The 25,108-nt window shown below is 31.5% G+C and carries 19 protein-coding genes; 6 read left to right on the top strand and 13 right to left on the bottom strand.

Going from position 1 to position 25,108, the window contains the following annotated elements; all coding sequences use genetic code 11:
* Positions 1 to 106 precede the first annotated feature (106 nt).
* On the top strand, positions 107 to 5,719 hold the full coding sequence (locus N4A31_05740) for an NACHT domain-containing protein (GenBank protein ID MCT4635722.1): 5,613 nt from the start codon (positions 107 to 109) through the stop codon (positions 5,717 to 5,719).
* A 10-nt stretch (positions 5,720 to 5,729) separates the two neighbouring features.
* Here the strand turns inward: N4A31_05740 and N4A31_05735 are convergent, their stop codons facing one another.
* From N4A31_05735 to lptD, 3 genes are read right to left on the bottom strand one after another with little or no spacing between them, the layout of a single operon-like run.
* The gene (locus N4A31_05735) at positions 5,730 to 6,503 is read right to left on the bottom strand and encodes a transporter substrate-binding domain-containing protein (protein ID MCT4635721.1); all 774 of its coding nucleotides are present in this window, start codon (positions 6,501 to 6,503) and stop codon (positions 5,730 to 5,732) included.
* 34 nt (positions 6,504 to 6,537) lie between these two features.
* On the bottom strand, positions 6,538 to 7,392 hold the full coding sequence (locus tag N4A31_05730; protein ID MCT4635720.1) for a SurA N-terminal domain-containing protein: 855 nt from the start codon (positions 7,390 to 7,392) through the stop codon (positions 6,538 to 6,540).
* Between the two features lie 8 nt (positions 7,393 to 7,400).
* Positions 7,401 to 9,584: an LPS assembly protein LptD gene (lptD, locus tag N4A31_05725; protein ID MCT4635719.1), complete on the bottom strand. Its 2,184-nt coding sequence runs from the start codon at positions 9,582 to 9,584 to the stop codon at positions 7,401 to 7,403.
* Between the two features lie 237 nt (positions 9,585 to 9,821).
* Between lptD and fumC the strand changes: the two genes are divergently transcribed.
* The 5 genes from fumC (at position 9,822) to N4A31_05700 (ending at position 15,558) form a co-directional block, all read left to right on the top strand.
* Complete coding sequence (gene fumC / locus N4A31_05720; GenBank protein MCT4635718.1) at positions 9,822 to 11,213, top strand: class II fumarate hydratase; 1,392 nt, start codon at positions 9,822 to 9,824, stop codon at positions 11,211 to 11,213.
* 6 nt (positions 11,214 to 11,219) lie between these two features.
* Positions 11,220 to 11,930 (top strand): type IV secretion system protein, encoded by a 711-nt coding sequence (locus N4A31_05715; GenBank protein MCT4635717.1) that lies wholly within the window; start codon positions 11,220 to 11,222, stop codon positions 11,928 to 11,930.
* A gap of 8 nt (positions 11,931 to 11,938) precedes the next feature.
* A complete protein-coding gene (gene virB9 / locus N4A31_05710; GenBank protein ID MCT4635716.1) occupies positions 11,939 to 12,760 on the top strand; it encodes a P-type conjugative transfer protein VirB9 in 822 nt (273 codons plus the stop codon).
* A gap of 61 nt (positions 12,761 to 12,821) precedes the next feature.
* Entirely contained in the window at positions 12,822 to 14,396 is a 1,575-nt protein-coding gene (locus N4A31_05705; GenBank protein MCT4635715.1) for a sulfatase-like hydrolase/transferase, read from the top strand.
* Positions 14,389 to 15,558: a glycosyltransferase gene (locus N4A31_05700; GenBank protein ID MCT4635714.1), complete on the top strand. Its 1,170-nt coding sequence runs from the start codon at positions 14,389 to 14,391 to the stop codon at positions 15,556 to 15,558. Before N4A31_05705 ends, N4A31_05700 begins: the two co-directional genes overlap by 8 nt.
* A 1-nt stretch (position 15,559) precedes the next feature.
* Here the strand turns inward: N4A31_05700 and N4A31_05695 are convergent, their stop codons facing one another.
* The 10 genes from N4A31_05695 to N4A31_05650 all read right to left on the bottom strand — a co-directional run.
* Positions 15,560 to 16,126, bottom strand: a complete 567-nt coding sequence (locus tag N4A31_05695) for a DUF1003 domain-containing protein (protein MCT4635713.1) — start codon at positions 16,124 to 16,126, stop codon at positions 15,560 to 15,562.
* Positions 16,127 to 16,215: 89 nt separating this feature from the next.
* Complete coding sequence (locus N4A31_05690; GenBank protein ID MCT4635712.1) at positions 16,216 to 17,367, bottom strand: multidrug effflux MFS transporter; 1,152 nt, start codon at positions 17,365 to 17,367, stop codon at positions 16,216 to 16,218.
* 20 nt (positions 17,368 to 17,387) lie between these two features.
* Positions 17,388 to 18,377: a polyprenyl synthetase family protein gene (locus N4A31_05685; GenBank protein MCT4635711.1), complete on the bottom strand. Its 990-nt coding sequence runs from the start codon at positions 18,375 to 18,377 to the stop codon at positions 17,388 to 17,390.
* A gap of 85 nt (positions 18,378 to 18,462) precedes the next feature.
* The gene (locus N4A31_05680; protein ID MCT4635710.1) at positions 18,463 to 20,196 is read right to left on the bottom strand and encodes an ABC transporter ATP-binding protein/permease; all 1,734 of its coding nucleotides are present in this window, start codon (positions 20,194 to 20,196) and stop codon (positions 18,463 to 18,465) included.
* Positions 20,197 to 20,198: 2 nt separating this feature from the next.
* Positions 20,199 to 21,530 (bottom strand): metallopeptidase TldD-related protein, encoded by a 1,332-nt coding sequence (locus N4A31_05675; GenBank protein ID MCT4635709.1) that lies wholly within the window; start codon positions 21,528 to 21,530, stop codon positions 20,199 to 20,201.
* Positions 21,527 to 22,312 (bottom strand): M23 family metallopeptidase, encoded by a 786-nt coding sequence (locus N4A31_05670; protein ID MCT4635708.1) that lies wholly within the window; start codon positions 22,310 to 22,312, stop codon positions 21,527 to 21,529. The genes N4A31_05675 and N4A31_05670 overlap by 4 nt, the downstream gene beginning before the upstream one ends.
* The gene (gene yaaA / locus N4A31_05665) at positions 22,296 to 23,039 is read right to left on the bottom strand and encodes a peroxide stress protein YaaA (protein MCT4635707.1); all 744 of its coding nucleotides are present in this window, start codon (positions 23,037 to 23,039) and stop codon (positions 22,296 to 22,298) included. The genes N4A31_05670 and yaaA overlap by 17 nt, the downstream gene beginning before the upstream one ends.
* Positions 22,999 to 24,006: a mitochondrial fission ELM1 family protein gene (locus N4A31_05660; GenBank protein ID MCT4635706.1), complete on the bottom strand. Its 1,008-nt coding sequence runs from the start codon at positions 24,004 to 24,006 to the stop codon at positions 22,999 to 23,001. Before N4A31_05660 ends, yaaA begins: the two co-directional genes overlap by 41 nt.
* Before the next feature lie 3 nt (positions 24,007 to 24,009).
* Complete coding sequence (locus tag N4A31_05655) at positions 24,010 to 24,702, bottom strand: RlmE family RNA methyltransferase (GenBank protein ID MCT4635705.1); 693 nt, start codon at positions 24,700 to 24,702, stop codon at positions 24,010 to 24,012.
* A partial coding sequence (locus N4A31_05650; protein ID MCT4635704.1) for a hypothetical protein occupies positions 24,702 to 25,108 on the bottom strand: 407 nt, incomplete at its 5' end. The genes N4A31_05655 and N4A31_05650, both read right to left, overlap by 1 nt.

The following is a 25,108-nucleotide window of genomic DNA, read 5'->3' as shown; positions in this document are numbered from 1 at the left end:
TACTATGGTAACTATTAGCTGAATAAATACGCCTTATTAACCATTAATTAATAAAGCCCTGGTTATATTATTTCTTCTAACACACACAAAACAGAAGGAGCCTATTATGCCAGAACTCTCTTTGGAAAAAAAACTTAAAATCAAACACACGCCACCTACCGAAACAAAACCTAAAGATCAGTATGTTCTAATGCGTCATGTTCATGGTGCAAATTATGTTCCTTTAGAAATGCATTTCATGAGCAAAGAGGGAGAAAGAAGCCCCTGCCCTCCCTTGGTAAATATTCTTCAAACTAACTACATAATGGAAGGAGCTTCATCTGAGAAAACTACAGCTCTTCCTCCTACTAAACTTTTATTTGAGGGAGATCCAGGAATTGGAAAAAGCACTACACTTAAACATATACTAGAGTTATATGCTGAAGGAAAACTAGAACAATTTGAGCACACCTTCTTAATTAAGTTAGACTTATTACTAACCCCTTATTGGAGCTCAAGATACGCAAAATATATTGATATGCATCCTTTAGCATGCTTAGTGCACGCCTCATTAGAGCAAGTCATCCATGCAAGAGGAGCTCCTAGTGATAATTTAATATCTACTCAAGAAATCATTGAACTTTTTGCTAAAGAAGATCAATCAAAAACCTTATTTGTGGTTGATGGTTATGACAAGATAGCACATTTAATAGGTGAAAGATCCATAAAGGATTATATTGATCAAATACTAGAATTTGATAATGTTTTTATGTCAGCTAGACCTAATACAATGGTACCTTTGATAAAAAATGAATTTGATAATGCTATTGTAATTGATGGTATTGCTAGCGAAAATATAAGATTATTTATAAAAAAATACTTTATTTCTCAAGCGAATATTCTTAAAAATGAAGTACAAATTTTCTTTGAGAATCATGAAACAGAAAAAACCGCTGAAAGCCTGTTCTCTTCATTAAAAACTAGCACTAGCTCAAGAAGTTTGAAAGCCTCTTTTCAGCTGACAAAAATAATAAAAGAACATAAAGGAGAAATAAAACAAGAAAATCTTAAACAAAGAATTGATGACTATTATATTGATAGAACAAATAGAATTCTTAAGATAGCTGAAGAAAACCATGCCATAAAAGAACTATTATCTAACCCCATGCATGCTTCCATGATCTGCATGCAGGATATCAACGACCTTAAAACAATTACATTAGCTGATCTTTATAGAGGAGTAATAAATAGACTAGGAGAGCAAATTATTCCCATAAATGAGGCTATAAAAGGAGAACCTATTGAAACTCTGCCAGAGTTAATAACATTAAAGAAATTAGCTTATGTAGATTTAACACAAGGGGGCTTGTCTAGACAAATTGTAATAGAAACAATAGAAGATAATTCTGATATCGATAAATTATTAAGCATAGGTATCCTAGAGTCTTTTTCTCCTGTTGAAGATTCTGTTGCCCCTCCTCTTCATAGAAGCAACACTTACCGTTCTACTAGACACTTTGGAGAGAGATCATCAGAAATATTAGATATGAATTATAAATTCATTGATAGAAGCATTGCAGAATATCTTGCTGCCTGCGCCTTTAAAGATATACTGATGCTTGAAAAAGGCTCCTCGGAAGCAAAAGAAGCGGCGGAGTTTATAGCATCTCATCGCCACGAAACTAAATATCTCACATTTCTAAAATTCATTGCAAAAACACTCTCTGATTTAGATAACGAAGGCCAAATAGCCATCACAAGATTCTGGGAAGCAGTAACATGTACTATCCATGAAACCGTAGAAACAGGAATCGATAAACCTATAACATTATGGATGCATCTGTTATCACAGGTTATGATTAATGAAGCTCTAGACTCAAGAATACCTAATCTAAGTAAAATCATTGATATTATAGATAAAGCTATATTAAGTGATTTCATTCGATGGAAATCTGCTTTAGAGTCCAGTGGATATTTATCTCATAGAATATTAGCTTTCTTAGAAAAACAAGTGAATCAACAATCTAGAAATAAAATGATGTTTGCGACGAGAGAAGATGCTAAATCTCAAGAGGAACATGCACTATCCACCTCTAATATCAAAGTTAAAATAGATGATGGAAAAGAAGATGAGGATGGAAAAGCATACGCAGCAGAACGCAGTAAATACCACAGCACAGCACCAAATATGGCCATGGCACAGGCTGCAATAACAACATATAGCAGACTTTTTCATCTAATAGATAACAAAAGAATGTTTGATAATTTATTCTCTAATTTATCAGATCTTGAGGATTACCAAATTATAGAATCCACAATTATTGCAATAAGCAGGATAATAAGAAACCACCAACTTACAAACGAACAAATAAAGCCATTTAATGAAAAGCTAACGGTTTATAGTAAAGATGAACGTTTATCATCTAATGCCCTCAAAGCTATACAAGTGATTGAACTAGAAGGACAAGGATTAAACAAAGTATTAAGACGAGCTTCCTCCACTACGGACAATGTGTCACCAGCAATGAAATTTTCAACATCTCATGATTCACTTTATAATTCACAAGAACTAACTTCTCCAACTAAGAAAGGACGCCCTCCACTAAAACATGAGGATACAAAAACAACCTTAACTTTACGATCACCTCTAAACACCGTATTTGAAAATCTTCAAACTTACGAAAAAGAGGAAAAGCAACATACAATAAAAATTCTTATAGATCATTTGCAGTCTAACCCAACTTGGCTTGATGAACCATGGGAAACAAGAATGATCGATATTTTAAAAATTATAAGTTACTGTAATGATAAAAGAAATGCACCTAATAATTCACAACTAAAGGAATTAACTTTAGTTGCTAATAAAGCTTTGCAAAAACACATAAAGAAAGTAAATGACGATTCAGATATGCTGTGGATTTGTTCTAATTTTAAAGAATTACAGCGTCATGCAAAAAGTGAATTAAATGAAGTTATAGAATCTATTCTTTATAAAGTGCTAAGTGATAATAAAATAACAAAAGAAGAGAGTAAATTTGTTTGCTTATGCATCAAAGAATTACAAATTTCAATTTCAATACATCCTCCCAAAATAGTAACTGATGACGGTTCTTATGCTATATATTATACTATAGAATATAGCGGTAACACCTATACTCTTCATGGATTAGATAATGCTGCAGAAATAGAAGAAATCATTAGAACGGCTGTTAAAAAGAGGGAAAAACTCCCAATGCTCACCAATACAGGATCTGGAATAAAAATTGCAGCAAGTGAACTTCCAGCCTATAGCATAGTTGATAGATCTAAATTATCAGCAGAAAATGCTCTGGTAACATTCTGCTATAGAACAAGTCATTTACTATCCAAACCAACTGATGTTTTTATATTAGTGGAAAGAAAAGGTGAATATTTTGGTCAACATATAGTTACAAAAATATCAGTTAACAACGATGGAAAGATAAAGATCTCTCCTGATTTTAATAAACACCCAGACGATATAGACGCTTCCTTCTTAATACAAATTTTTGGAGCGATGCAATATACTGAAACAGAAAAAATAAGATATCTAACGAAAAGCTTAAAAGTTAATACTATAGAAGCACAAAATATCCTATCTTATGCCCAGGAACAAGCAAAATCTTATGCCCAGAAAGAAGCTACAAAAATGTCAACACCTCATAATACACTTACCCCAAAATTCTTTCAATCTAAGAGCGCCAAATCTAAAAATTTAAAACAAAAAGAAGATATTGAGCCATTTTCTATTGAATATAAAATAGACCTTTTATATAGCTTTATTCAGAATCTTGAAATTGATATAACCGGCGATTGGGAGCAAGATGTTTTAGACAAAAACAGCGGTTTTACCATGCATAATAGAGCTATTATAGATTCTATAGATGCCCAACATACGCTTAGCATGCGAATCCAAGTAAATGAAAACTCTGCAGCAATTGAAAGCTTTGAAAAATTCATAAAAAGTTTTAATGTGGATGCTTTAACTAGAGTAATAGCCAAGGAAGAATTAACTGAACATGCTAGAATAGAAATGGAGGCTATAGAAGAAGACCTCTATAAATATGCTTTATATAAAACTATTGTACTTAAAATAAATGCATTCTATATAGCAGTAAATGCTATAAATAGTGAAATGGTAAAAAATGATAAACATGGAGCAGCAGGAAAAATAGGAACTCTTTTAGGTAAATTAGGCCCTTATGTTCCTCTCCTTGGACCAGTAGTAGAATTTATAGGCGAATTATTTACTGAAGCAGATGATGTTATGGCTGAAACAAGAATTGAAACTTTTCTTGAAATAGCTCTTAATAGTCAAGAAATGTCAGAAATTTCAGATAAAATTGCTAGAAAAATAACGCGTCTAGATTTAAACGATATTCAACCAAGCGTAAGAAGCACTCTTGCTGCGGCAACTGAAACCGTATCAAATTTGGTTAATAATGGCCCAGCAAAAATCATAGTCCAAGCTTGCAAATCATTCAAAGACAATCTAGAAGAAAAACAACTAGATGGAAGCGAAAGAGCAAAGAAAACAACAGAAGACCAGGCCAAAGAACACGGAGAAATAATAGTTAAAGCTATTATTGAGAGCATGTTTACAAAATCATATGATCCTAAGATTAAAGTAGGAACAATCAAACGAGGAGCAGAAGCAAGAGTTAAAAAAGCATATAAAAATGATAATGAATTTAAGGCAAGTCAAATTGTTAATTTAATTAAGGAAATATATAATTTACACAATATTGACGACCAATCTCATGGAGAGCGTAGAAACTCACTGACTGGATCTGAGAACAGTGCTGAATCTTCAGGGGAACAAGTAGAAAATGAGGAAAATCAACATCATTTAGAACCTGCTGGAGATAACCATCCTCCTGTTGAGACAGGATCTTTTGGCTGTGGAGGAGGAAGGAGCCACTGTATTGTTATGGCCGTGTCCGATATAAGATATGACCCCCCTAATATACAAGAAGCATGGGAAACAAGAAATCTAGGATCTATTAAAGATCTAAAAAAATCAATAATAGAAACAGATGAGAAACCATTCGTAATTAACCATGATAAACTCATCAGTTTATACGCAGATGCCCAAAGATTATATAGTAAAGATGCTGTAACAGAAATTTATAATTATATTAAAAATGATGAAGAAAAAACAGAGCAATTACTGTTTGTGGCATCCATTATGGGAAATAAATATGTTTTAAAACAACTATTTGGATCAAGCAATGAAGATAATATAAAAGACTTTGAAGCTATAATTGCTAACGAATATGAAGAAGGAGAAAGCATAGGAGGAATATCTCAATATATATATAATGCCAGATTTGCCGAGAACCATATCCTATCATCAGCTAGAGGTTTAATAAAATATATAAATAATGTGTATAGCGAGTTTCAGGAATTATTATTTAATCAAGAATATGGCGATAGATTTCTTACGCTACTGGAACAACTTCCATTTTTATTAAGATATGCTGAAAAAGGACAACCAGCTATGCCTTTATATAGACCTCCATACAGAGACCCTGGTGATGATGACGATTACTCCGGAGGAGGCGGAAGTGGTAGTCTGTTCTTTGAAAGAGATAATGGCAGAAGTGAAGATCAAGAAACCATCAATATACTATACTACGATACCCATTCTCTTAATGAAACAAAAGTTACAAAACTTCTCATTAAACTAAGTGATATGGAGGATCATCATAATACCATTTAGAAATGAATCTTTATTTGAAGATTTCTAGAGTAGCGTTGGGAGCATATTTAGATATATTTTTCTTAAGCTCCCCTTCCGCTATATATTTAGCTAATTCTTGATTAAATTTTGCTACTATTTCATTAGACCTAACAGAATCCTTTCTTGAAAAAACTATATGCAATGACTGCTTTGAACTTACCACAGGAGATTTTATATAAGTAATATTAGAAAATAATTTAGGATACTTATTAATCCAATAATTACATACTGCAATAGAACATAACGACAAATCAACTCTGGCAGCACTTAGCCTTTCAAGGTTATCTACCTCTGGTGTAATAGATACAATTGGTGACAAATTAGGAAAATTATCTTCATTGAAGCTATTACCATAGAAATATTTATCAATGGTAGCTATTTTATAAGTTTTAAGATCAGCAATGCTTTCCGCTTTAATAGTAAAATCTTTTCTCTTAAAGAAATAGTCTTGAGTATAATTTATTGGATCAGAGAATATCATTTTAGCCTGACGGTCAGATGACTTCTTAAGACTTATCATGGCATCTACATCACCTAATTCAACAGATCGAATAGCTCTATTAAATGGTAGAGGAAAGAATTTAGCCTCATAACCGGCTCTCTTTAACACTTCAGAAACTGTGTTGTAATTTATACCTTTTGTTTCTTCATCTTCAACAAATTCATATGGTGGATATTGACTCATTGCTATGTAAATAACCTGATCTTTAGCGAAAGAAGACCAGGATAATGTTAAAAATAGTAGTAAAATAATCTTTCCCATAAAAACACCCCTTTAAACTTATAAAAAATTAATTTTACTCTATCGGAGTAATATATTCTACATAAATTCTTTTCTTCAACTCAGATAAATATTTCTGAGCTTCAGCATTTATTTTGCGCGCACCTAATTCTTGTCGAATTTGATGGGTGTTCTGAGGGTTGTTTACAACAACTTTATCACAAACCATAATAACTTGTTTTTGATCATTTAATGATACTACTTCACTAATTTTGTTTATAGCGAGATTTCTAATTACAGACTGCAGATCAGGATTAAGATCATTAAAAAGAAAAGTATTCTTATATACTCCCCTTAAACCATTATCTTTTGCTATTTTATCTAAAGTATTACAATCTTGTATTTCTGATCTGATTCTATCTATTTTTTCGACATCAAAAGGTCTTAACATAATTTGTTTGAAAGTTACTTCTTTTATCTCAGATTCCCTTACTTTCTGCTCATCACGAACTTCTGCATCAGAAACTTTTATTTTACTAAAAAACACACCACTAACTAGTTTGTTCCATAATAACTGACTCTCCACTTGTTGCCTTAATGATTCATTATTCATTAACCTCTTAGCTTGACTATCTGTAAACTGAAAATCTTGTTGCAAACTTTTAAAATGACTTTTAATTTCTTCATCACTAACAGAAACTTTTAGTCTCTTTGCTTCATTACGAAATAACTCCTCACTAACTAAATTATTTAATGTATGATGCTGCATATTAGCATCATTAGGTAATGTAGGAGTAGCTATTTGTAAAGCTTTAATTCTTTTTTCAACATCAACTGTAGTAATGGCCTTACCATCAACAAGCACCAAAACTTGAGTTGCCAGGGATACTTTGGTTAACAATACAAAAAATATTATATAAATATAACGCATAATACTAATTACTCACTAATGTTTTTAAGAGAGATATCAAACCAAATTGTAGTATCTTCTTTTCTATCTTGATTCTGTGTAAAGTCTCTATTTATTGAAGCTGCATATGTAATACAGTCATTCACATATTTTATTTTAGCTCCCGCCGAGATAAATCCATTTGGATCCACATATAAGTCAGGGTTATCTTTACTATTAGTTAAGCTTTTCTTACCATTTATTGAAAAACTTATGTTATTATAATCATTTATACCAGTTTCTAAATTAATTTCACGTCTATTTTTAACTCCATCCACTGTTTTTCCATCACGATAATAAAGAACATCACTCTGAATATATGCTTTATCTTGATTTAATTTAACAGTAGCTTCATTAGTTTTATTAATAAGGGTATATTTATCAAGCTTAAATTGATATGACAATATCATTTTATTAGAAATATTTAATTTCAAGCGCCCAACGTAATCTGAGAAACGGTCTTCTTTCACGCCATTTATATAATCATATGAATTCTCTCTATACATTTGCCCTATTAACAAGCTACCATCAATCTGATTTTTATAATAAGCCGAAGTTTTTATTCCATAACTAACCCTTCCAGTATTCTCAACCAAATCAATACCGCTATATCTAGATTCAGCAAATAAATTGCCATCATTTAACTCACTTGATGGACTATCTTCATTATAAATATCCTTGTTATATTTAGTGTAAGGAGTTGCTATTGCGCTTACAATAGGCTCTAATACCACTTTAGTACTATCAATTTTATTTTCCAGAGGATATGACCACCCTATGCCAGCTTCTGGAATAGTTCTATAAACGTTGCCTGTATAATCTCCCGAATGAATTGGTGCATTTTCATACCTATAAAAATCATTACGAACTGAACCAAAAAAGTTAAATTTTTGTCCATTATCCGTTAAGAAATTCTTTTGCCATTTATTTTTTATAGAAAATCGATTAGTGTCAGCTCCAGCATAACGATGAATCTTCAATAAATTACTCTCAAAGCTTAATCTTGATCCATCTGAAAAATAGAAAATATTATGTTTCGACTCAAACAAAGGTAAAACTATTGGAGTTTGATACATCTTATTTTTATTAGTACCACTCTCAGGACGCAAGTTCTGGAAGGATAATGTTTGTATTTCATAAAAACCACTTTTTTGATAGGCACTATTATAAACCCGACTAGTTAAGTAATCCTCTGATCCATAACCATAATCTCTAAGATACGATTTATCTGAAGTTACCTTAGCTCTCCAACCAATATAATTATTATTTTTTAAAGCAAAATCTGACTCTGAATTTAAATGATACCTAATATCTGGATCTAAAGGAGCTGTCCCCTCTGGTTGTGTATAATACTTAGCAGAAGTTATACTACCTGCAGACCTCATACTACCATTATGAAACAAATGCCTATAATCACTTTCTAAGACATTTCCACGCTTTTCTGTAACAATAACTTTCATAGTAGCATCATAATTTGGAGCAAGATTAAAATAATATGGTATTTTTACTGCAGCGCCTAGATATGTGCTCATTCTATATGAAGGCTTTAAAAAGCCTGATTTACGTTTAGCTTTACTGGTGTAGTGAGAAAGATATGGAGTATATAAAGTTGGAATTCCATAATATCTAAATACAGCATGATGGTAAGTTAAGCTATTTTCTTCTTCATCTAAGGTAGAAGATTTTGACTGAATATCCCATATTGGCGGTTTTCCCTCGCAAATCTTACATGATGTATAAAACCCTTTATCAACATCTATTATAAATTCCTGTTCTTTTTTAGCAAACTCGGCCTTTAAGGTAGATTTATCTGGCATAATAATGGTAAAATTATTCATAGAGCCAAACTTAAGCCTATCACTCAAAATCACCTTATCTGCATCAATAATATAACCTTCTTTCTGAAGAATTCTAACTTTATCCCTTGCTAGTAATACATCAGTTTTCTTGTTGTATTCAACAAAATCCGCCATCACCTTCTGATTGCCTTGTATAGCGATAACATTGCCTATTGCTATAGTCTTGTTATTGTTTTTATCTCCTATAAATTCAAATCTATCTGCCTCAATTAAAACAGGCATCTCATTTAAAAACTTATCATCTGACATTGCAAATAAAGGACTAATCAAGAACAAGACAACATAAAAATATACATAGCGGAATATAAAAGACATAAAGAACTATTATTTATTTATTTTAAGTGAAGATTATTATCATATATTATAATATAATACAAATGCTTAGCTAAGCACATAGCATCATAAAATTTTGAGGTAAAATTAACAATCTTTTTAAAAGTTAAAATAAATCTATTTTTATTTATATAATTATAAATTTCTGATTATTGAAATTTATAATTATTTGCTTTATAATTTACTACTCAAGACTTAGTTGTCAACTTTAGGAATATTATGAAATTCAGACAAGAAACAGACTCTTTTGGCATAATGAAAGTCCCCTCAGATAAATATTGGGGCGCTCAAACTCAACGTTCACTTGAAAACTTTAAAATTGGCATAGAAAAAATACCTTCTCAATTAATAGTGGCTCTAGGAATATTAAAAAAAGCTGCAGCTATCACCAATATGAACCTTGGCTCACTAGATGCTAAAATAGGTAACTATATTTGCAAATCTGCTGATGAGGTAATTGCAGGAAAACTACACCATCACTTCCCTCTATCAGTTTGGCAAACTGGCTCTGGCACACAAACTAACATGAATATAAATGAAGTATTATCTAATCGTGCTATAGAACTTATGGGTGGTACATTAGGTAGTAAAAGCCCAGTTCACCCTAATGATCATGTTAACTATGGTCAGTCCTCAAATGATACATTTCCTACCGCCATGCATATTGCTGCTGTCACAGAGATTTGCGATCATTTAATTCCTTCTTTGGAATATTTACGTAATCACTTAAACAAAAAAGCAAAAGAGTTTTATAAAATAATTAAAATTGGGAGAACTCATCTACAAGATGCCACTCCTATAAGCCTTGGGCAAGAATTTTCTGCTTATGTAACTCAACTTGATTTTGGAATAGCCAGAGTAAAGAATTGTCTAAAACATTTGTATTACATAGCTCAAGGTGGCACTGCTGTTGGCACAGGACTCAATACTAAAGTAGGATTTGGCGAAAAATTCGCTCAAACACTCTCACAAATAACCGGTAAGCCATTTGTGACAGCTCCAAATAAATTTGAGAGTTTGGCATCTAAAGATGCTATGGTTGAAACTTCTGGTGCTTTAAATGTTCTTGCTGTTAGTTTAACAAAAATAGCTAATGATATCAGGTTATTAGGATCTGGCCCTCGCTGCGGCTTAGGCGAAATATCTTTACCTGAGAACGAACCAGGATCTTCGATCATGCCTGGAAAAGTTAACCCTACTCAGTGTGAGGCTCTTACTATGGTTTGCACTCAAGTTATGGGAAATAACGTTACTATATCAATAGCCGGATCAAATGGACAATTTGAATTAAATGCATATAAACCAGTGATAATTTATAATTTATTACAATCAATACAACTTATAGAACAAGCCTGTATAAGCTTTGCTGATAATTGTGTTAAAGGAATAACGGCTAATATACATAAAATTGATAGTTTCTTACATAATTCTCTAATGCTCGTAACAGCTCTTAATCCTCATATAGGATATGATAAGGCTGCTAAAATTGCTAAAAAGGCTCATAAAGAGGGAATATCATTAAAGGAAGCTGCAATAAACCTAAAATTAGTTACAGAAGAACAATTTAAACAATGGGTACGCCCAGAAGATATGATAACACCTAAGGATTAACTCAAAATGGATGATATAAATCGTTCTATTAGTAAACACATTAAAGAAGGGAAATATTATGAAGATGCCAGATTATGGTATGTGAATAGATTTGTTTTACCAATGTCTGAGAGGACCTATTTACTAATTGTAATGGGGGTATATATCTTTGCTTTAATGGTATCATGGTATTATTACGTCAACACAAAACCAGCAGAACCTGGAATAACATATATGTTACCCACCAACGAAATCTCTACAACCTATGCCGTAATAAATCCAGTTGGCAGCGATAAAGAAACTCCACAAATAGGTATAAATAAATACGTAATATCTAATTATGTAAAAACTAGAGAGTCCTACTATTACGATGCGAAGGAAATACAAAACCAATTACGCTTCATTCAGAACACAACAGTTGGAACAGAGTTTTTGAAATACAAGTCTATGACAAGTGACAACAACCCAAATAGTCCTATCATGATTTATCAAGATAAATATAGAAGATCTATTGCGGTAAAAAAAGTAGATTTGATACAATCTTCCTCTAACACACAACAAGCAATGGTATATTTTCAATCAGACTTAAAAAATTTAGCCTCTAACCGAATAGTATCTCAAGATTTTCTTGCAACTATTGATTTTAAGATAGAGAATATAGAAATGCTTATGCAAAACAATGATAAACGACTTGGATTCTTAGTTACTAAGTATCATATTAGAGAGATTACAAAATAGGTTAGATAATGTTATTAACAAAAACAAAACTACTATTAGTCACCTTATTGCTCCTCAGCAGTCTAGATGTTTATGCAATAAAAGAAGTAAAGCCTATGTCAGTTGACAGAAGGTTAGGAGTTATTACATATAGCCCTTATGACATTCACAGATTTACTGGATATTACGGATATCAATCTAGTATAATTTTTGGAGAAGACGAAACTATAGAAACGCTCAGTATGGGAGATAGTATTCCATGGCAAATGGTACCTAATGGAAATCGATTATTCTTAAAGCCAATAGACCAAGATGCTACAACAAATTTAACACTCATTACCAATAAACGAGTTTATTATTTTGAATTATACGCAAAAGAAGCACAAGATATTAATGAAGAAGGACTTATGTTCGCGGTAAAGTTTCTTTATGCAGATGATGAAGACGCTACTACCACGTCACTTGCCAGCACCACAATCAATGGACCAGACCTAACAAATAAATCCTTATATAATTTTGATTATACGATGAGTGGTCCTGATATTATTTCACCAGTTAAAATTTTTGACGATGGAAAATTCACATATTTTGAATTCAAAGATAAGAGTGCTTCTATACCTGCTATTTTCTATGTCAACGCTGACGATGCCACAGAAGGAATTATTAACTATAGAATGGTGGGAGATTATGTGGTTGTAGAATCCACAAGAGAAAGATTCACACTTAGACGTGATAAATCTGTAGTTTGTGTATATAACGAAGCATTAATTAGAAAAAGAGCGCTAGCAGATGGAAAAATTGAAACTAAGAAGAAAAAAGAAGAGTTTCCTATAAAATCTGGAACTAGATAAAAACACACAAACAATAAATTTTTATTAAGTAATATCATCAGAAATACATATATAGGTTATTGTGATTAAAAAAGAATTTTTTTTAAATAAAGGATTTATTGTTTTTGTTAATAGTATAATCTTTACCTTAGCCTTCAACTCCCCAATAATTATCCAGCGCTACATGAACTATGAAGCAGCAGGAGGTGATAAAGCTTTTTACTTAGCTCTTACTGAAGCTATTTTTAATACCATGTTCATAGCCCCAATGATCTATGCCCTCTCTGGGAAAAGATTCATTTGGAAAATAATGTTATTTCTAATTTATGTTATTTCTGGATTGGCAGCATATTTCGTATACACACTTAATATTAGTATTACTTCTGAGATTATTGCCTCATTTTTTGAAGCAAGCCAAAAAGAATTATCCGACTTTATAAGTATCGGTTTAATTTTAGCTATCATAACTTCCGTACTGCTGGCGCTTATTTGTATTAAGCTTCATAAAATTTCATATTCAAACAAGGAAAAAGACAAAAGAATTACTTTTATATGTGTTGTATTTGTAATAGGAACAATCATAGGAGATGGAGATTGGATCAATAACATTATGCCATATAATTTAATAAAAGGTTCAAGCTCTTATTTCCTCGATAAAGCTTCCATAACAAAAAAGAGAATCGATATCTCTAAACAATATGAACATACTATAGATAAAAAAGATGAAGACTTAAATATAGTATTGATCATAGGAGAATCTGCCCGAGGAGATCATTTTTCTTTAAGTGGATATGAAAAAAAAACTAATCCACTATTAGAGCAGGAAGGAAACAATCTGATATACTTTAAAAATGTAACTTCATGCTACCCTCTCACGAGAGTTGCAGTGCCATGCATGATAACCAGAGGTACAAAAGAAAATATTTCTTCTTCACGCAAAGAAACTTCCTTTATAAGCGTTCTTAAAAGTTTAGGATTTTACACCACTTGGCTTGGCATGCAAGGAACCTACACCGTAATTGATGCTCCTTACTTTGACTTAGCAAAAGAATCTCATAAAAGTTTATTAGTTGGAACTGATGTTGATATGTTTTCTAGCGACGATTCTAGTTTATTTCCATTCATAAAACAGTTCTTCCAAGAACATCAAACAGGCAAAAATTTGCTGACGCTTCATACATATGGAAGTCACTTTCATTACGAAGAACGTTATACTGACGAATTCCGTAAATTTACTCCTACTTGTTTTAAAAAACAATTTCTAACTGATATGAATCACTGCAGCAACGAAGAAAGAATCAATTCTTATGATAACAGTATCTTATATACTGATTATTTCATTAAAAAAACTATTGACCACTTACGTGATAAAAATGCAATAGTAATTTATAGCTCTGATCATGGCGAATCTTTAGGAGAAGGAGGAAGGTTTTTACACGGAACTCATAATGCAGATGAACAAATAGCAGTGAATATGATCTTTTGGGTATCAGACAAATACATCCAACTACATCCAGAATATGTAAATAATTTACATAAAATAAAAAATAAAAAGATATCCCATAACAACCTTTTTCATAGCATTCTAGGGTGTGGAGGAGTAAAGTCAGAAGTTATAGATAAAAACCTTAATTTATGTAATGAAGTACATGAATAAAATAACAATAAAACACTCACAAAAACCTTTCAAGAAAATCCTTATATTTGCTGTTATTTTATTAAGCATATATTTAGTATTTTCTGGATACTGCATATATAACAGTGTTAGCAATGGTTTGTTCATATCCCAAGAACTAAAAAATCAATATAGGAATAACCTACCTAAGAAAGAGAATCAGCATATAATAGGAATCATTTCGCCTTCTAGACAAGGAGAAATGCAACAAGCTCTTATGCTACAAGAATCAGCTGAGAAAATGGGACAACTAAGCTATGTATTTGCTATGAATGATCAAGACATGAAACTCTTTCTTCCAGCAAAATATATAAATGAGCTTATTATAAAGGTAATGGATTATTTATTTAAAACAGATTTTCACTTAGTAATGTCTTTTCACGTTAATATATCTCTCTCTGAACCAAATATAATGTATATCTCAGTTCCAAAGAATTATTTACTGGACGGAAGATTAGAAAAGTTCTCTACAGTACAAAATTATAATAATTTTATAGATATTAATTTAATAAATACTAAAAAAGAAATGATGGGAGAACTGCTAGGAAAGAAAGTGCAGTCTGGTTATGGATTAGTTGGAATTCCTGCTAATGAATATAAAACCTCTGACCGTCAGAAGCTAATCTTCTTCGGATCTCTTTGGGGAAGAAAATCAGATGAGTTATACGGAGCTATTAAAGAACTAGCTAAAAAAGACTATATGTACTTTATAAAACACCCTCTTGTTTTATTGCCCAGTAAATATTCTCAGAAGTTCACAGAATTAGCACCTGGTTTACAAAACTTACAAAACACTCTGAATAAATATGGAATAGCCATATGCGTACATTCTAATTATCATATAAAGGCTAAAATTCCAAGCAGTAGGATCTTTGAAATAATTTCTTCCGGGGCAATAGCAATTTCAGATAAAAACCCTTTTGTTATGAAATACTTTGGTGATAATGTTCTATACTTTGATCAGAACCTTTCAAAGGAAGAAATTTTTAATCAAATTAATGATCATGTTATTTGGGTGCAAACACACCCTAAAGAAGCAGAAGAAATGGCACGCAATGCTCATAAAATTATTCAAGATAATTTCACAACCGAACGATTCATTTTAGATGTTATTAAGTTCTATGAAGAGAAGGTCTTTAAATAGACTACTTACTAGATCTTTGAATCTTTTTTAAAGCCAACTCTATATCCTCTAATTTACCGATCTGAATTTTTTGAATTTCAATAAGTTGATGAAATTCTTCATTGATGAGCAAATTAAGTTTTTGATCCATAGCTTTATTTTCAAGTTCTGATTTGAGATTAATTAAATATGCATCTTGAGCCCGTTTACTTTCCCTTGATTCTCTACGATTCTGACTCATCAAGATTATAGGAGCTTGTATCGCAGCAACGCATGACAATACTAAATTAAGAAGAATATATGGATATGGATCAAATGCGCGCTCATGAAGCAAAGTATTTAAAGACATCCAACCAAATAATACAATAAAAAAAAGGAAAATAAATGGCCAACTACCACCAAAACTAGCAATGGCATCGGAAATCCTTTGTCCCATTGTTAATTTATCCTTATGTTCCTCTTCAAGCAAACGATTAACCAGATCTTCTTGCTCTTCAATAGCATTAACTACTATTTGATTCATCATCTTCTGATGAGCATTCTGAACATCAAGAAGCTTTTTCATGTATTTAGTATCTTTTTTTGGCATTAATTTTACCCTTCAATTCACAATATTGCGTTCTAATAATATAACATATTTTTTTTATAAATAATTTATTTTACAAAAAAATGCATTAATCAATTAAATTCTAGCTTTTTTAATAAATAAATAGTAATTGATACGATAATACAAGTAGTAATAAAATATACTGATGCTAATGCTATAATCTTACCATTATAAAAATAACTAGCAGCTCCCGTTACAGCAGAGCATAATAAATATCTTGCACTCATGATAGCTGATGATGCAGTACCTTTAATTTCTGGAAAAATCTCAACAGAACGAGCAAATATAATAGGATAAAGAATTGCAGCACCAATAGAAAATATACAACTAGAAATAGTAAGGGAATAAGGAGACCAGGCAAATAACATAAAAAAGCTAGATCCCATATAAATAACCAAACTAATATGAATACTTTTCCTGACTCCCAATATAGAAATTATTTTTCCCGCAAAAAAACTAGTTAAAGAAAAAATAAAAACTATTACAGCTTGATGGTAAGTATAAGATAATATATCTAAATTAAATGTCTGCATATATATAAAAGGGGCAATTGCAACAAAAGCCATATAACATCCATATGATAAACTAGGCATGGACGCTGCACATATAAAAACAAGACTAGATAATAACTTCTTATAATTTTTTATTATTTTTCTTATATCTAAATAATCCCTAGTAGATTTAGTCTCAGGCAAATATAAATATAAGAGCCCCCAAGAAAGTATACAAATACTAGCCACAAATCCATAATTTCCACGCCAACCAATAGCATTATTAAGAAAACCTCCAATTACTGGAGACAACCCCATAATACTGCTAAATACTGTATTCATAATGCCGTATAGCTTTGTCGATTTGTCATTTGTATAGACATCAGAAATTATAGCAGGAACAACAACAGCAGAACTAGCTGCCCCCATACCCTGAATAAACCTTGCAACTAACAACCATTCAATAGAAGAAGATACAACACAACCAAAAGCACCTGCACTTAAAATACCATTCCCTATAATCATTATTCTTCTACGTCCATATATATCTGATAAAGGGCCATAAAAAAGAGAGGCAAAACAAAACCCTAATAAATTATAAGTAATACTTAAACCCACTTCTGCTTCAGACACAGCGAAATAAGTCATAATATCTGGAAAGCTGGGAGCAGAAATCTCTAGCTCTATACAGCTATTAATCAGAGAAATCATCAACAAATACATTAAATTCATAAGCGCAACAAATTTTATATTTAAAAGTTCCTATTAACTGAGAAATCTAACACTTCAATTAATGCTTCTTTAATTTGATTATCTGGAGCTTTAACAAGATGTTGCTTAGCTGTATTAATAAAATCTTCCGCCATATTTAAACACTTATCTATAACATGATATTTATTAAAAACATCTAAAGCCCAACTAAAATCTTTTTGATTTTTTTCTGAAGAAGAAATAACTCTTTGCCAAAATTTCTTTTCGTCATCATCACTTAATTCATAAGCAATTATGATAGGTATAGTAACTTTTCCTTCTTGAAAATCATCCCCTATATCTTTTCCTAAGATAACACCTTCAGCTATATAATCCAATAAATCATCCATTATTTGAAAAGCCATACCTAAATTTAAACCAAATTTATACATCTCTAATTGTAATGCTTTATCTTGTCCTGCGACAGCTGCACCAACCTGACAAGAAGCGGCAAACAACTCTGCAGTTTTAGCAGAAATAATTTTTAGATAATCACTTTTATTTAGTGTTAAATTTGAAATTGAGGATAATTGTTTAACTTCTCCTTCAGATATAACTGATGCAGCTTTAGATAAAACTTGAATTATATTTAAGTCATTATTCTCTGATAATAGAATAAAAGCCTGACTAAACAAAAAGTCTCCCACAAGAATACTAGATTTATTATCCCAGTTATTGTTGGCAGTTGGTGAACCTCTACGTAAATTACTATGATCAACTACATCATCATGTAACAAAGTTGCAGTATGGATAAATTCAACAGCTGCCGCTAAATTAATATGCTTTTCTCCCTTATAATAAAATAATTTTGCACAAAGAATTGTTAGAATAGGTCTTAACCTTTTCCCACCTGAATTAATTATATGATATGTAATATTATGAATTAATTGCTCTTTTTCTTGTAATAGTTTTTCTATCACAAGATCCATAGATTTTAAATCATCTTGAGCAAGGTTTCTAATATTTTTTAAAGCAGCTTTCTGGTTTGACATAAATACTCCAATATTTGCAGAAATTATAGCAAATAGAAAAAATAAATGAAGTAATAATAATAATCACCTTAAACTAAAAATGGAATCATATCTCATTTTGAGATTTTGAATATAATTCTCGATAATAAGAAGATTTATTTAGTAATTCCTTATGCGTTCCAGAATCAATAATTTTTCCTTTATCAAGAACATAAATTAAATCACTATTAATAATGGTAGAAAGACGATGAGCAATAATGATAATTGATCTTCCTTCTTTCTTTAAATCAAAAACACTATTCTGAATAATGGCCTCAGATATATTATCTAGAGCTGAGGTTGCTTCATCGAAGATAATTATGGGGCTGCCTTTTAATATAGCCCTAGCAATAGATAAACGTTGTTTTTGCCCCCCAGATAATTTAAAACCACTTTGACCAATCATAGTATCATAACCTTGAGGTAAATGGATAATAAACTCTTCAGCTGCAGATAATTTAGATGCAGCAATAATTTCCTTCTTGGTTGCTCTTTGTTTACCATAGGAAATATTAGCCGCCACTGTATCATCAAACAATAAAATATCTTGACTCACCATAGTGATCTGACTGCGTAAAGACTCTAAAGAAACTTGCTGAATATTCTGTCCATCGATTAAAATTTCACCTGACTCTATTTCATAAAACCTAAGTAATAAATTAGCGATAGTAGTTTTTCCACTACCAGAACTTCCTACAAAAGCAATAACTTTCCCTGGCGAAATATTAAAAGAAAGATTGTTAAAAAGCTGTTTCTTATAACTAAAACTAATATTATTGAAGCTAATTGCTGCTTTTGTTATTTTTAACTTCTTGCACTGTGGATGATCTATAATCTCTGGCTTTACATCTAAAACATCAAACAGTCTTTTACTTGCTGCCAAACCTTCTTGCAGGTTATTATTTAACTCTGCCAAACTTTTTAAAGGACGATAAGCAGCCACAAAAGCACCAATAAATGCAATAACACTTCCTGGGCTGCTCTTCCCAGCAATCACTTCATAACCTGCATACCAAATAACCCCAGCAATCGCTATACTGCTAATTATTTCAATGATGGGAGAAGCCAAAGACTCGGTACGAATTGCTTTTACATAAAGCTCAAATATATTATCCAGAATGCTATTAGATTTTTCAATCTCATACTTCTCTGCATGATAAGACTTAACCTCTTTTATTGCCTTAAAAGTTTCATCTAATTGACTAGTATAATGTCCTAAACTTTCTTGAGTTGAAAGAGAGATCTTACGCATTTTTTTTCCCATTCTAATAATAGGATAAATAGCCAATGGAAATATTCCAAAAATTAATATAGCTAATTGCCAGTTTAAATTAAACATAACTATTATCAAAAATACCACCGTCAGAAATTCTTTAGCAATCCCCGTTAACACGTTAGAAAGAGAAGTACGCATAGTGATAATATCATTAGAAAATCTAGATATAATTTTACCTGTAGAAAATTTCTGCAAATACGGTAAATCAGAATAAATCAAATGAGAATAAAGTTTAGACTGAATATCTGTAATAATACGCTGGCCAACAAATCTTATATAGAAATTCTGGAAATAAGTACCGAAAGCCTTGAGCACTCCAACTACCACCATAGCAACAGGAATTATCGTAAGCATTTCTTTATTTAAGTGAAAAAAAATCTTATCTAAAGCTGGTTTAACTAACCAAACTTGAAATGCATTTGCTACTGCCACCACTATCATAGCAATAATGGATATAATTAACTTTGAGAGATATGGCCTAATGAACCCTTTAAATAATCGTTTTAATAAATGAATCCCCGTCATATCTATGCTCCTGCAACAGTCATTTTTTCTATCAATAATGAAGGACTATTTATACTATACTCAAATTTCAAATCATTAGCTGGAATAATATTTCTAAACATATCTTTTAAATTACCAGCTATAGTTATTTCGCTAACTGGATGAATAATTTTACCATTTTCAATATAAAATCCTCCAGCCCCTTGGCTATAATCTCCAGTCACTATATTAGCTCCATGACCAAATACTTCAGTTACTAATACCCCTTTCTTAATAGACTTTATCATATCTTCTAATGAGTCCTGCCCCGCTTGCATATATAAATTGCTAGATCCAGGACTTGGAGAACTAGAAAGCCCTCTCATTGCATGACCTGTACTTTGTAAATTTAATTTACTAGCTGTTTGCAGATCTAAAAAATAGCTATTTAGTACTCCGTTCTCTACAACATTAAGCCTCTTGCCCATAATTGCTTCCGCGTCAAATGGACGTGAACTCAAACCCTTTTTAAGGAAGGGATTGTCAATAATATTAATATTATTTCTAAAAATATCCTTACCTAAATGATTAGCTAAAAAACTAGTGCCTCTACTTATTGAAGAACCATTAATAGCACTTGATAAAGCCCCTAATATCCTTCCAGCCATTTTCCTATCAAAAATTACAGCCATTTCAGCAGTAGGCAATTTGCGTGGATTCATTTTATCTATTGCATTACTAGCAGCTTCAAGACCAACTTCTCTTTCTGATTTTAAATCTACAGCAAACCTAGCTACTGAATAAGAATTACCTGTTTGCATATCTTGATCTTTACCCGCTATAACGCTTAGAGATAATGCTCTACTTGATGACTGATAAGAATTTACAAAACCTTTACTCGTAGAAAAATAAATTTTTCCAGTTTGATAATGTGCTGCAGCACCTTCGGAATTAGTAATATTTTTATTTTCTAAAGCATAACTCTCTGTTATCTTGGCTTGATCAATCAGCTCTTCTGCTGACGGCTCATCAGAGTCATAAAGTTCTAAATCAACAATATTTCTAGCCATTTGCACTCTCTCTGCTAAAAACAAATGTGGATTCTTAGGCGTAACCTTCGCCATAGCAATGGCTCTCTCAATAATATTATCTAATGAATTATTACTAAAATCTGAAGTAGAAACAATGGCCTGTTTCTGATCAATTAATACTCTAAGAGCAATAGCTGCATTTTCTGCCCTATCAATATTAATTAAATTCCCTAAACGCACCTCACTACTAAGACTAGTAGAATCTATTATAATTGCATCGGCATCACTCGCACCTAATTTTAAAACTTTACTAATAACATCCTGCAATAAATTTAATCTATTCATTTTTTTCTCTTTACTAGCTTGGGTAGATATTTTTGTGGATCTACCGCTTTCTCACTTTTTCTTAAACTAAAATATAACTCCGAGTCTTCTATGTCACCAATAACTGCTCCAGATTTTATTCCTTCTCCTTTGATTACATTTATTGTAGTTAAGTGTCCATAACTCGAAAACCAATCTCCATTATGTTGAATAATAACTAAGTTACCATAACTGCCAACCTCGTTACCAACATATACTACTTCTCCTTCAGAAACAGCTTTAACTTTATTAGTTTTCTTTCTCCCTAAAATACGTATACCATCATAATTTGCTCCGTTTTTCTGACCCCCAAATTTACTAGTTACTTTTCCTTTTAATGGCCAAATCATTTTTAGCTTAACATCATGAGGAACCTTCCTTGCTAAACTTTTGTTCTGAGGTTTTAGTACAATAACTTTTAACTTTTGACCTGCTTTAACCTCATAAGGATCTTCTAAATAATTTAAAGTTATTAATTCTGAAAAGGTCATCCCATATTTCACAGCAATGCCTAAAGAAGTTTCACCATCTTTAACCTGATATATTTCCTTAGCAGGAATATATATTTTTTTCCCAAAAGATTTATTATAGCGCTGTAATGCCTTAGCTGGGATATTAATTTTTTTCCCTAGGTTTTTCCAATTATCTCCAGATTTTACCGTATAAATTCCAACAGGACTTTCCCAAGAATCTGCAATTGAACAATTAGCAAACAAACAAAATATTACAACAAATATTCTTGGAATCCTACCTAACAAATACATATTCATCCTTAGAAGAAAGATCAGAACTATACTGATATCCATTTAAATTAAACTCTTTTAACTTCTCTGGGTATGAAATCTGATTTATAATAATAAAATTGGCCATAACTCCACGTGCCTTTTTTGCATGTAAACCTATGATCTTATATCCATCATTATACTTTTCTTTAAACACTATATTAATTATTCTTTTGTTTAGCTTAGATGAATTAATAGATAAAAAATATTCTTTTGAAGATAAATTAATTACAACCTCACCTAAGTCTTTATTGAGATAACTTGTTATTTTGTTGTCCCAAAAATCATATAGATTCTTACCGTAACTATTAGATAAAGCTGTTGACATCTCCAAACGATATTCCTTGATTAAGTCAAATGGTTTTAAAACTCCATAAAGTCCAGAAATTATTCTTAATGTGTTATTAGCAAAATCTCTGTTTTTTTTATTATATTTTGACAACTCAAATCCTTCATAAACATCGCCATTATAAGCATAGATAGCTGGCCTTGAATCATTCTTTTTATAATCCTGGAAACGTTGACAATTTAACTCACTTAATTTATCACTAAGCTTCATCAACTTAGACAAATCTTTAACAGAATATTTCTTTAAAATCTGTACTAACTGATCTGCTTCCTTATTAAAATAAGGAGTTGAAGTTATAATATCACTTGGAATATCACGCTTAAAATCTAGGGTCTTGGCTGGAGATAGCAGTACTAACATTTTTTATTTTCTCTTCAATAACTTGACCTATTTTTTTTGCTTCTTGCAATGGTGAATATTTCTTTTGCTTAAGAGTAAAAACCCCATCTTTTAAGTATCTTATACAACCGGACTTATCTAAATAATCTAAAAACTTTCTATGTTTATGATATAATAAATTGTCTTTGCGATAAATATATAAAGTTTTACCAGTAGCTAAAACTTCAGAACATATTGAAACTGAGTCTCCAGTTGTAATAAAATAGTCACTTAAATGTAAAAAAGCTGGATAAGCATTATCTTGCTCTTTCATTTTATGCCAATCATAAAAATAATATGGCACAGTAATCTCTTTTAAATCTATAGTCTGACTAGTTCTTCTACTTGTACTAATTAGTAAAGTTCCTTTTATAGAAGAAGTTAATTTATTTGCCTTACGAACAAGCCACTTAAACTCTTCATCTGAATAATCACCTTTTTTAGTTTTACCTCCTATCATAAGAGAAACAAAAGGTCCTTTTAATTCTGGCTCTTTTTTATATAGATTCTTGGCGCTGTCCTCCATATTATTCAAATCAAGAAAACAAGGAGCCCCAATACTATAATGAATATTTTTGAAACTAATATAATCCTCACATTGATCATGAAGAGGTAAACATACCAAATCAAAGTTCTTGAGTGGCAAATCAGGATGCATTAAGTGAACCGCAAAAATCTTAGGATTGATTTTTTTCATATAACTACTAACTGCAGCAGTTTTACGACCACTAGAAATGACCAAGTCAGGAAAAGGCTCTCTCAAGCTAGAACTCTTTTTTTTATTAATGCCTATCAGAGTATCAAATTTAAGCCAATTGGGTAACATAGCTAAAAAATTATATTTTAAACGCTTGATTTTATAATCAACTCCCATAGCTTTAGCAATAGCAATGGCTTGCTTAGCATTACCAATTTTATCATCAACTATAAGCCAAGTAGATTTTACCATAATTTACTCCTCTTTAAAGCGATATCCTAAACAAACTAAATACATTTCCGCAGAATCAGATCTACTAGACTTAGGTTTAAAATGCTTAACTTGTTTAAAGCTAACCTTTAACATACTTAGCAATTCATTTTCTGCTCCACCCCTTAAAGTCTTTGCAATGAAAGATCCGCCTTCTTTTAAATTATCTTTTGCAAAGAAAAACGCATCTTCACAAAGCTGCATTATTCTTAAGTGGTCTGTGGGCGCATGACCAGATGAAGAAGCTGCCATATCACTTAATACTACATCTATTTTCTTCCCTTGCAACCAAGATAATGCATCTTTTTGACTAAAACTTAGAAAATCTTGACAAAGATTAGTAACTCCAGGAATAGAATCCATCTCTAATAAATCGATTGCCAATACCCTTCCTCCCCAAGGCTTGGTAGCAGAAATTTTTTCAGCAGCAATTTGGCTCCATCCTCCAGGGGCCGCCCCTATATCCACAACTATTTGACCCTTAGAAAAAATTTTATATTTATCGTGAATTTCTAAAATTTTATAAGCAGCTCTAGATCTATATCCTGCCGCTTTTGCCATCTTAACATATGGGTCATTAAGTTGCCTCTGCAACCAACGGGTAGAGGATATTTTTCTTCCTTTAGAAGTTTTAACATGAGTTGTTAAATCACGAATTATTTTTATCTTTTCTGACATTACATCTCTGTTGCTTTTTTAGGACGATATTTAAATAACACAGCCCACATAAAACCAAACACCGCCACTGTTATAAAAATCGGTATTACAGAAACACCTGCTATATAATCATTATAATCATATGTTAATACAGAGTCTATAACTTTAGCTTTAGAATTATATTCTACAACATAAGCTATTACTTTATGAAAAATATAACCAAAGGACATTACTATCATATTACTAACTGCTGCAGCCATACCACTTAATTGCACTTTCACATATGTTGAAATTCTAGAAATTATTACTACTTGATATGCACTGCAAATTCCTATTACTAAACTAATACAGTATAACACAAAAACAGTCCCCCGACCTAATAATAGAAAAGCAAAACAAGACGCCATTATTACCCCAGATATTATAG

The sequence above is a fragment of the Rickettsiales bacterium genome (genome assembly GCA_025210695.1).
In the GTDB taxonomy this organism is placed as follows: Bacteria; Pseudomonadota; Alphaproteobacteria; order Rickettsiales; family CANDYO01; genus CANDYO01.
Note: the sequence above shows the minus strand (reverse complement) of the source record. Positions and strands in the feature narration are given on the sequence as shown.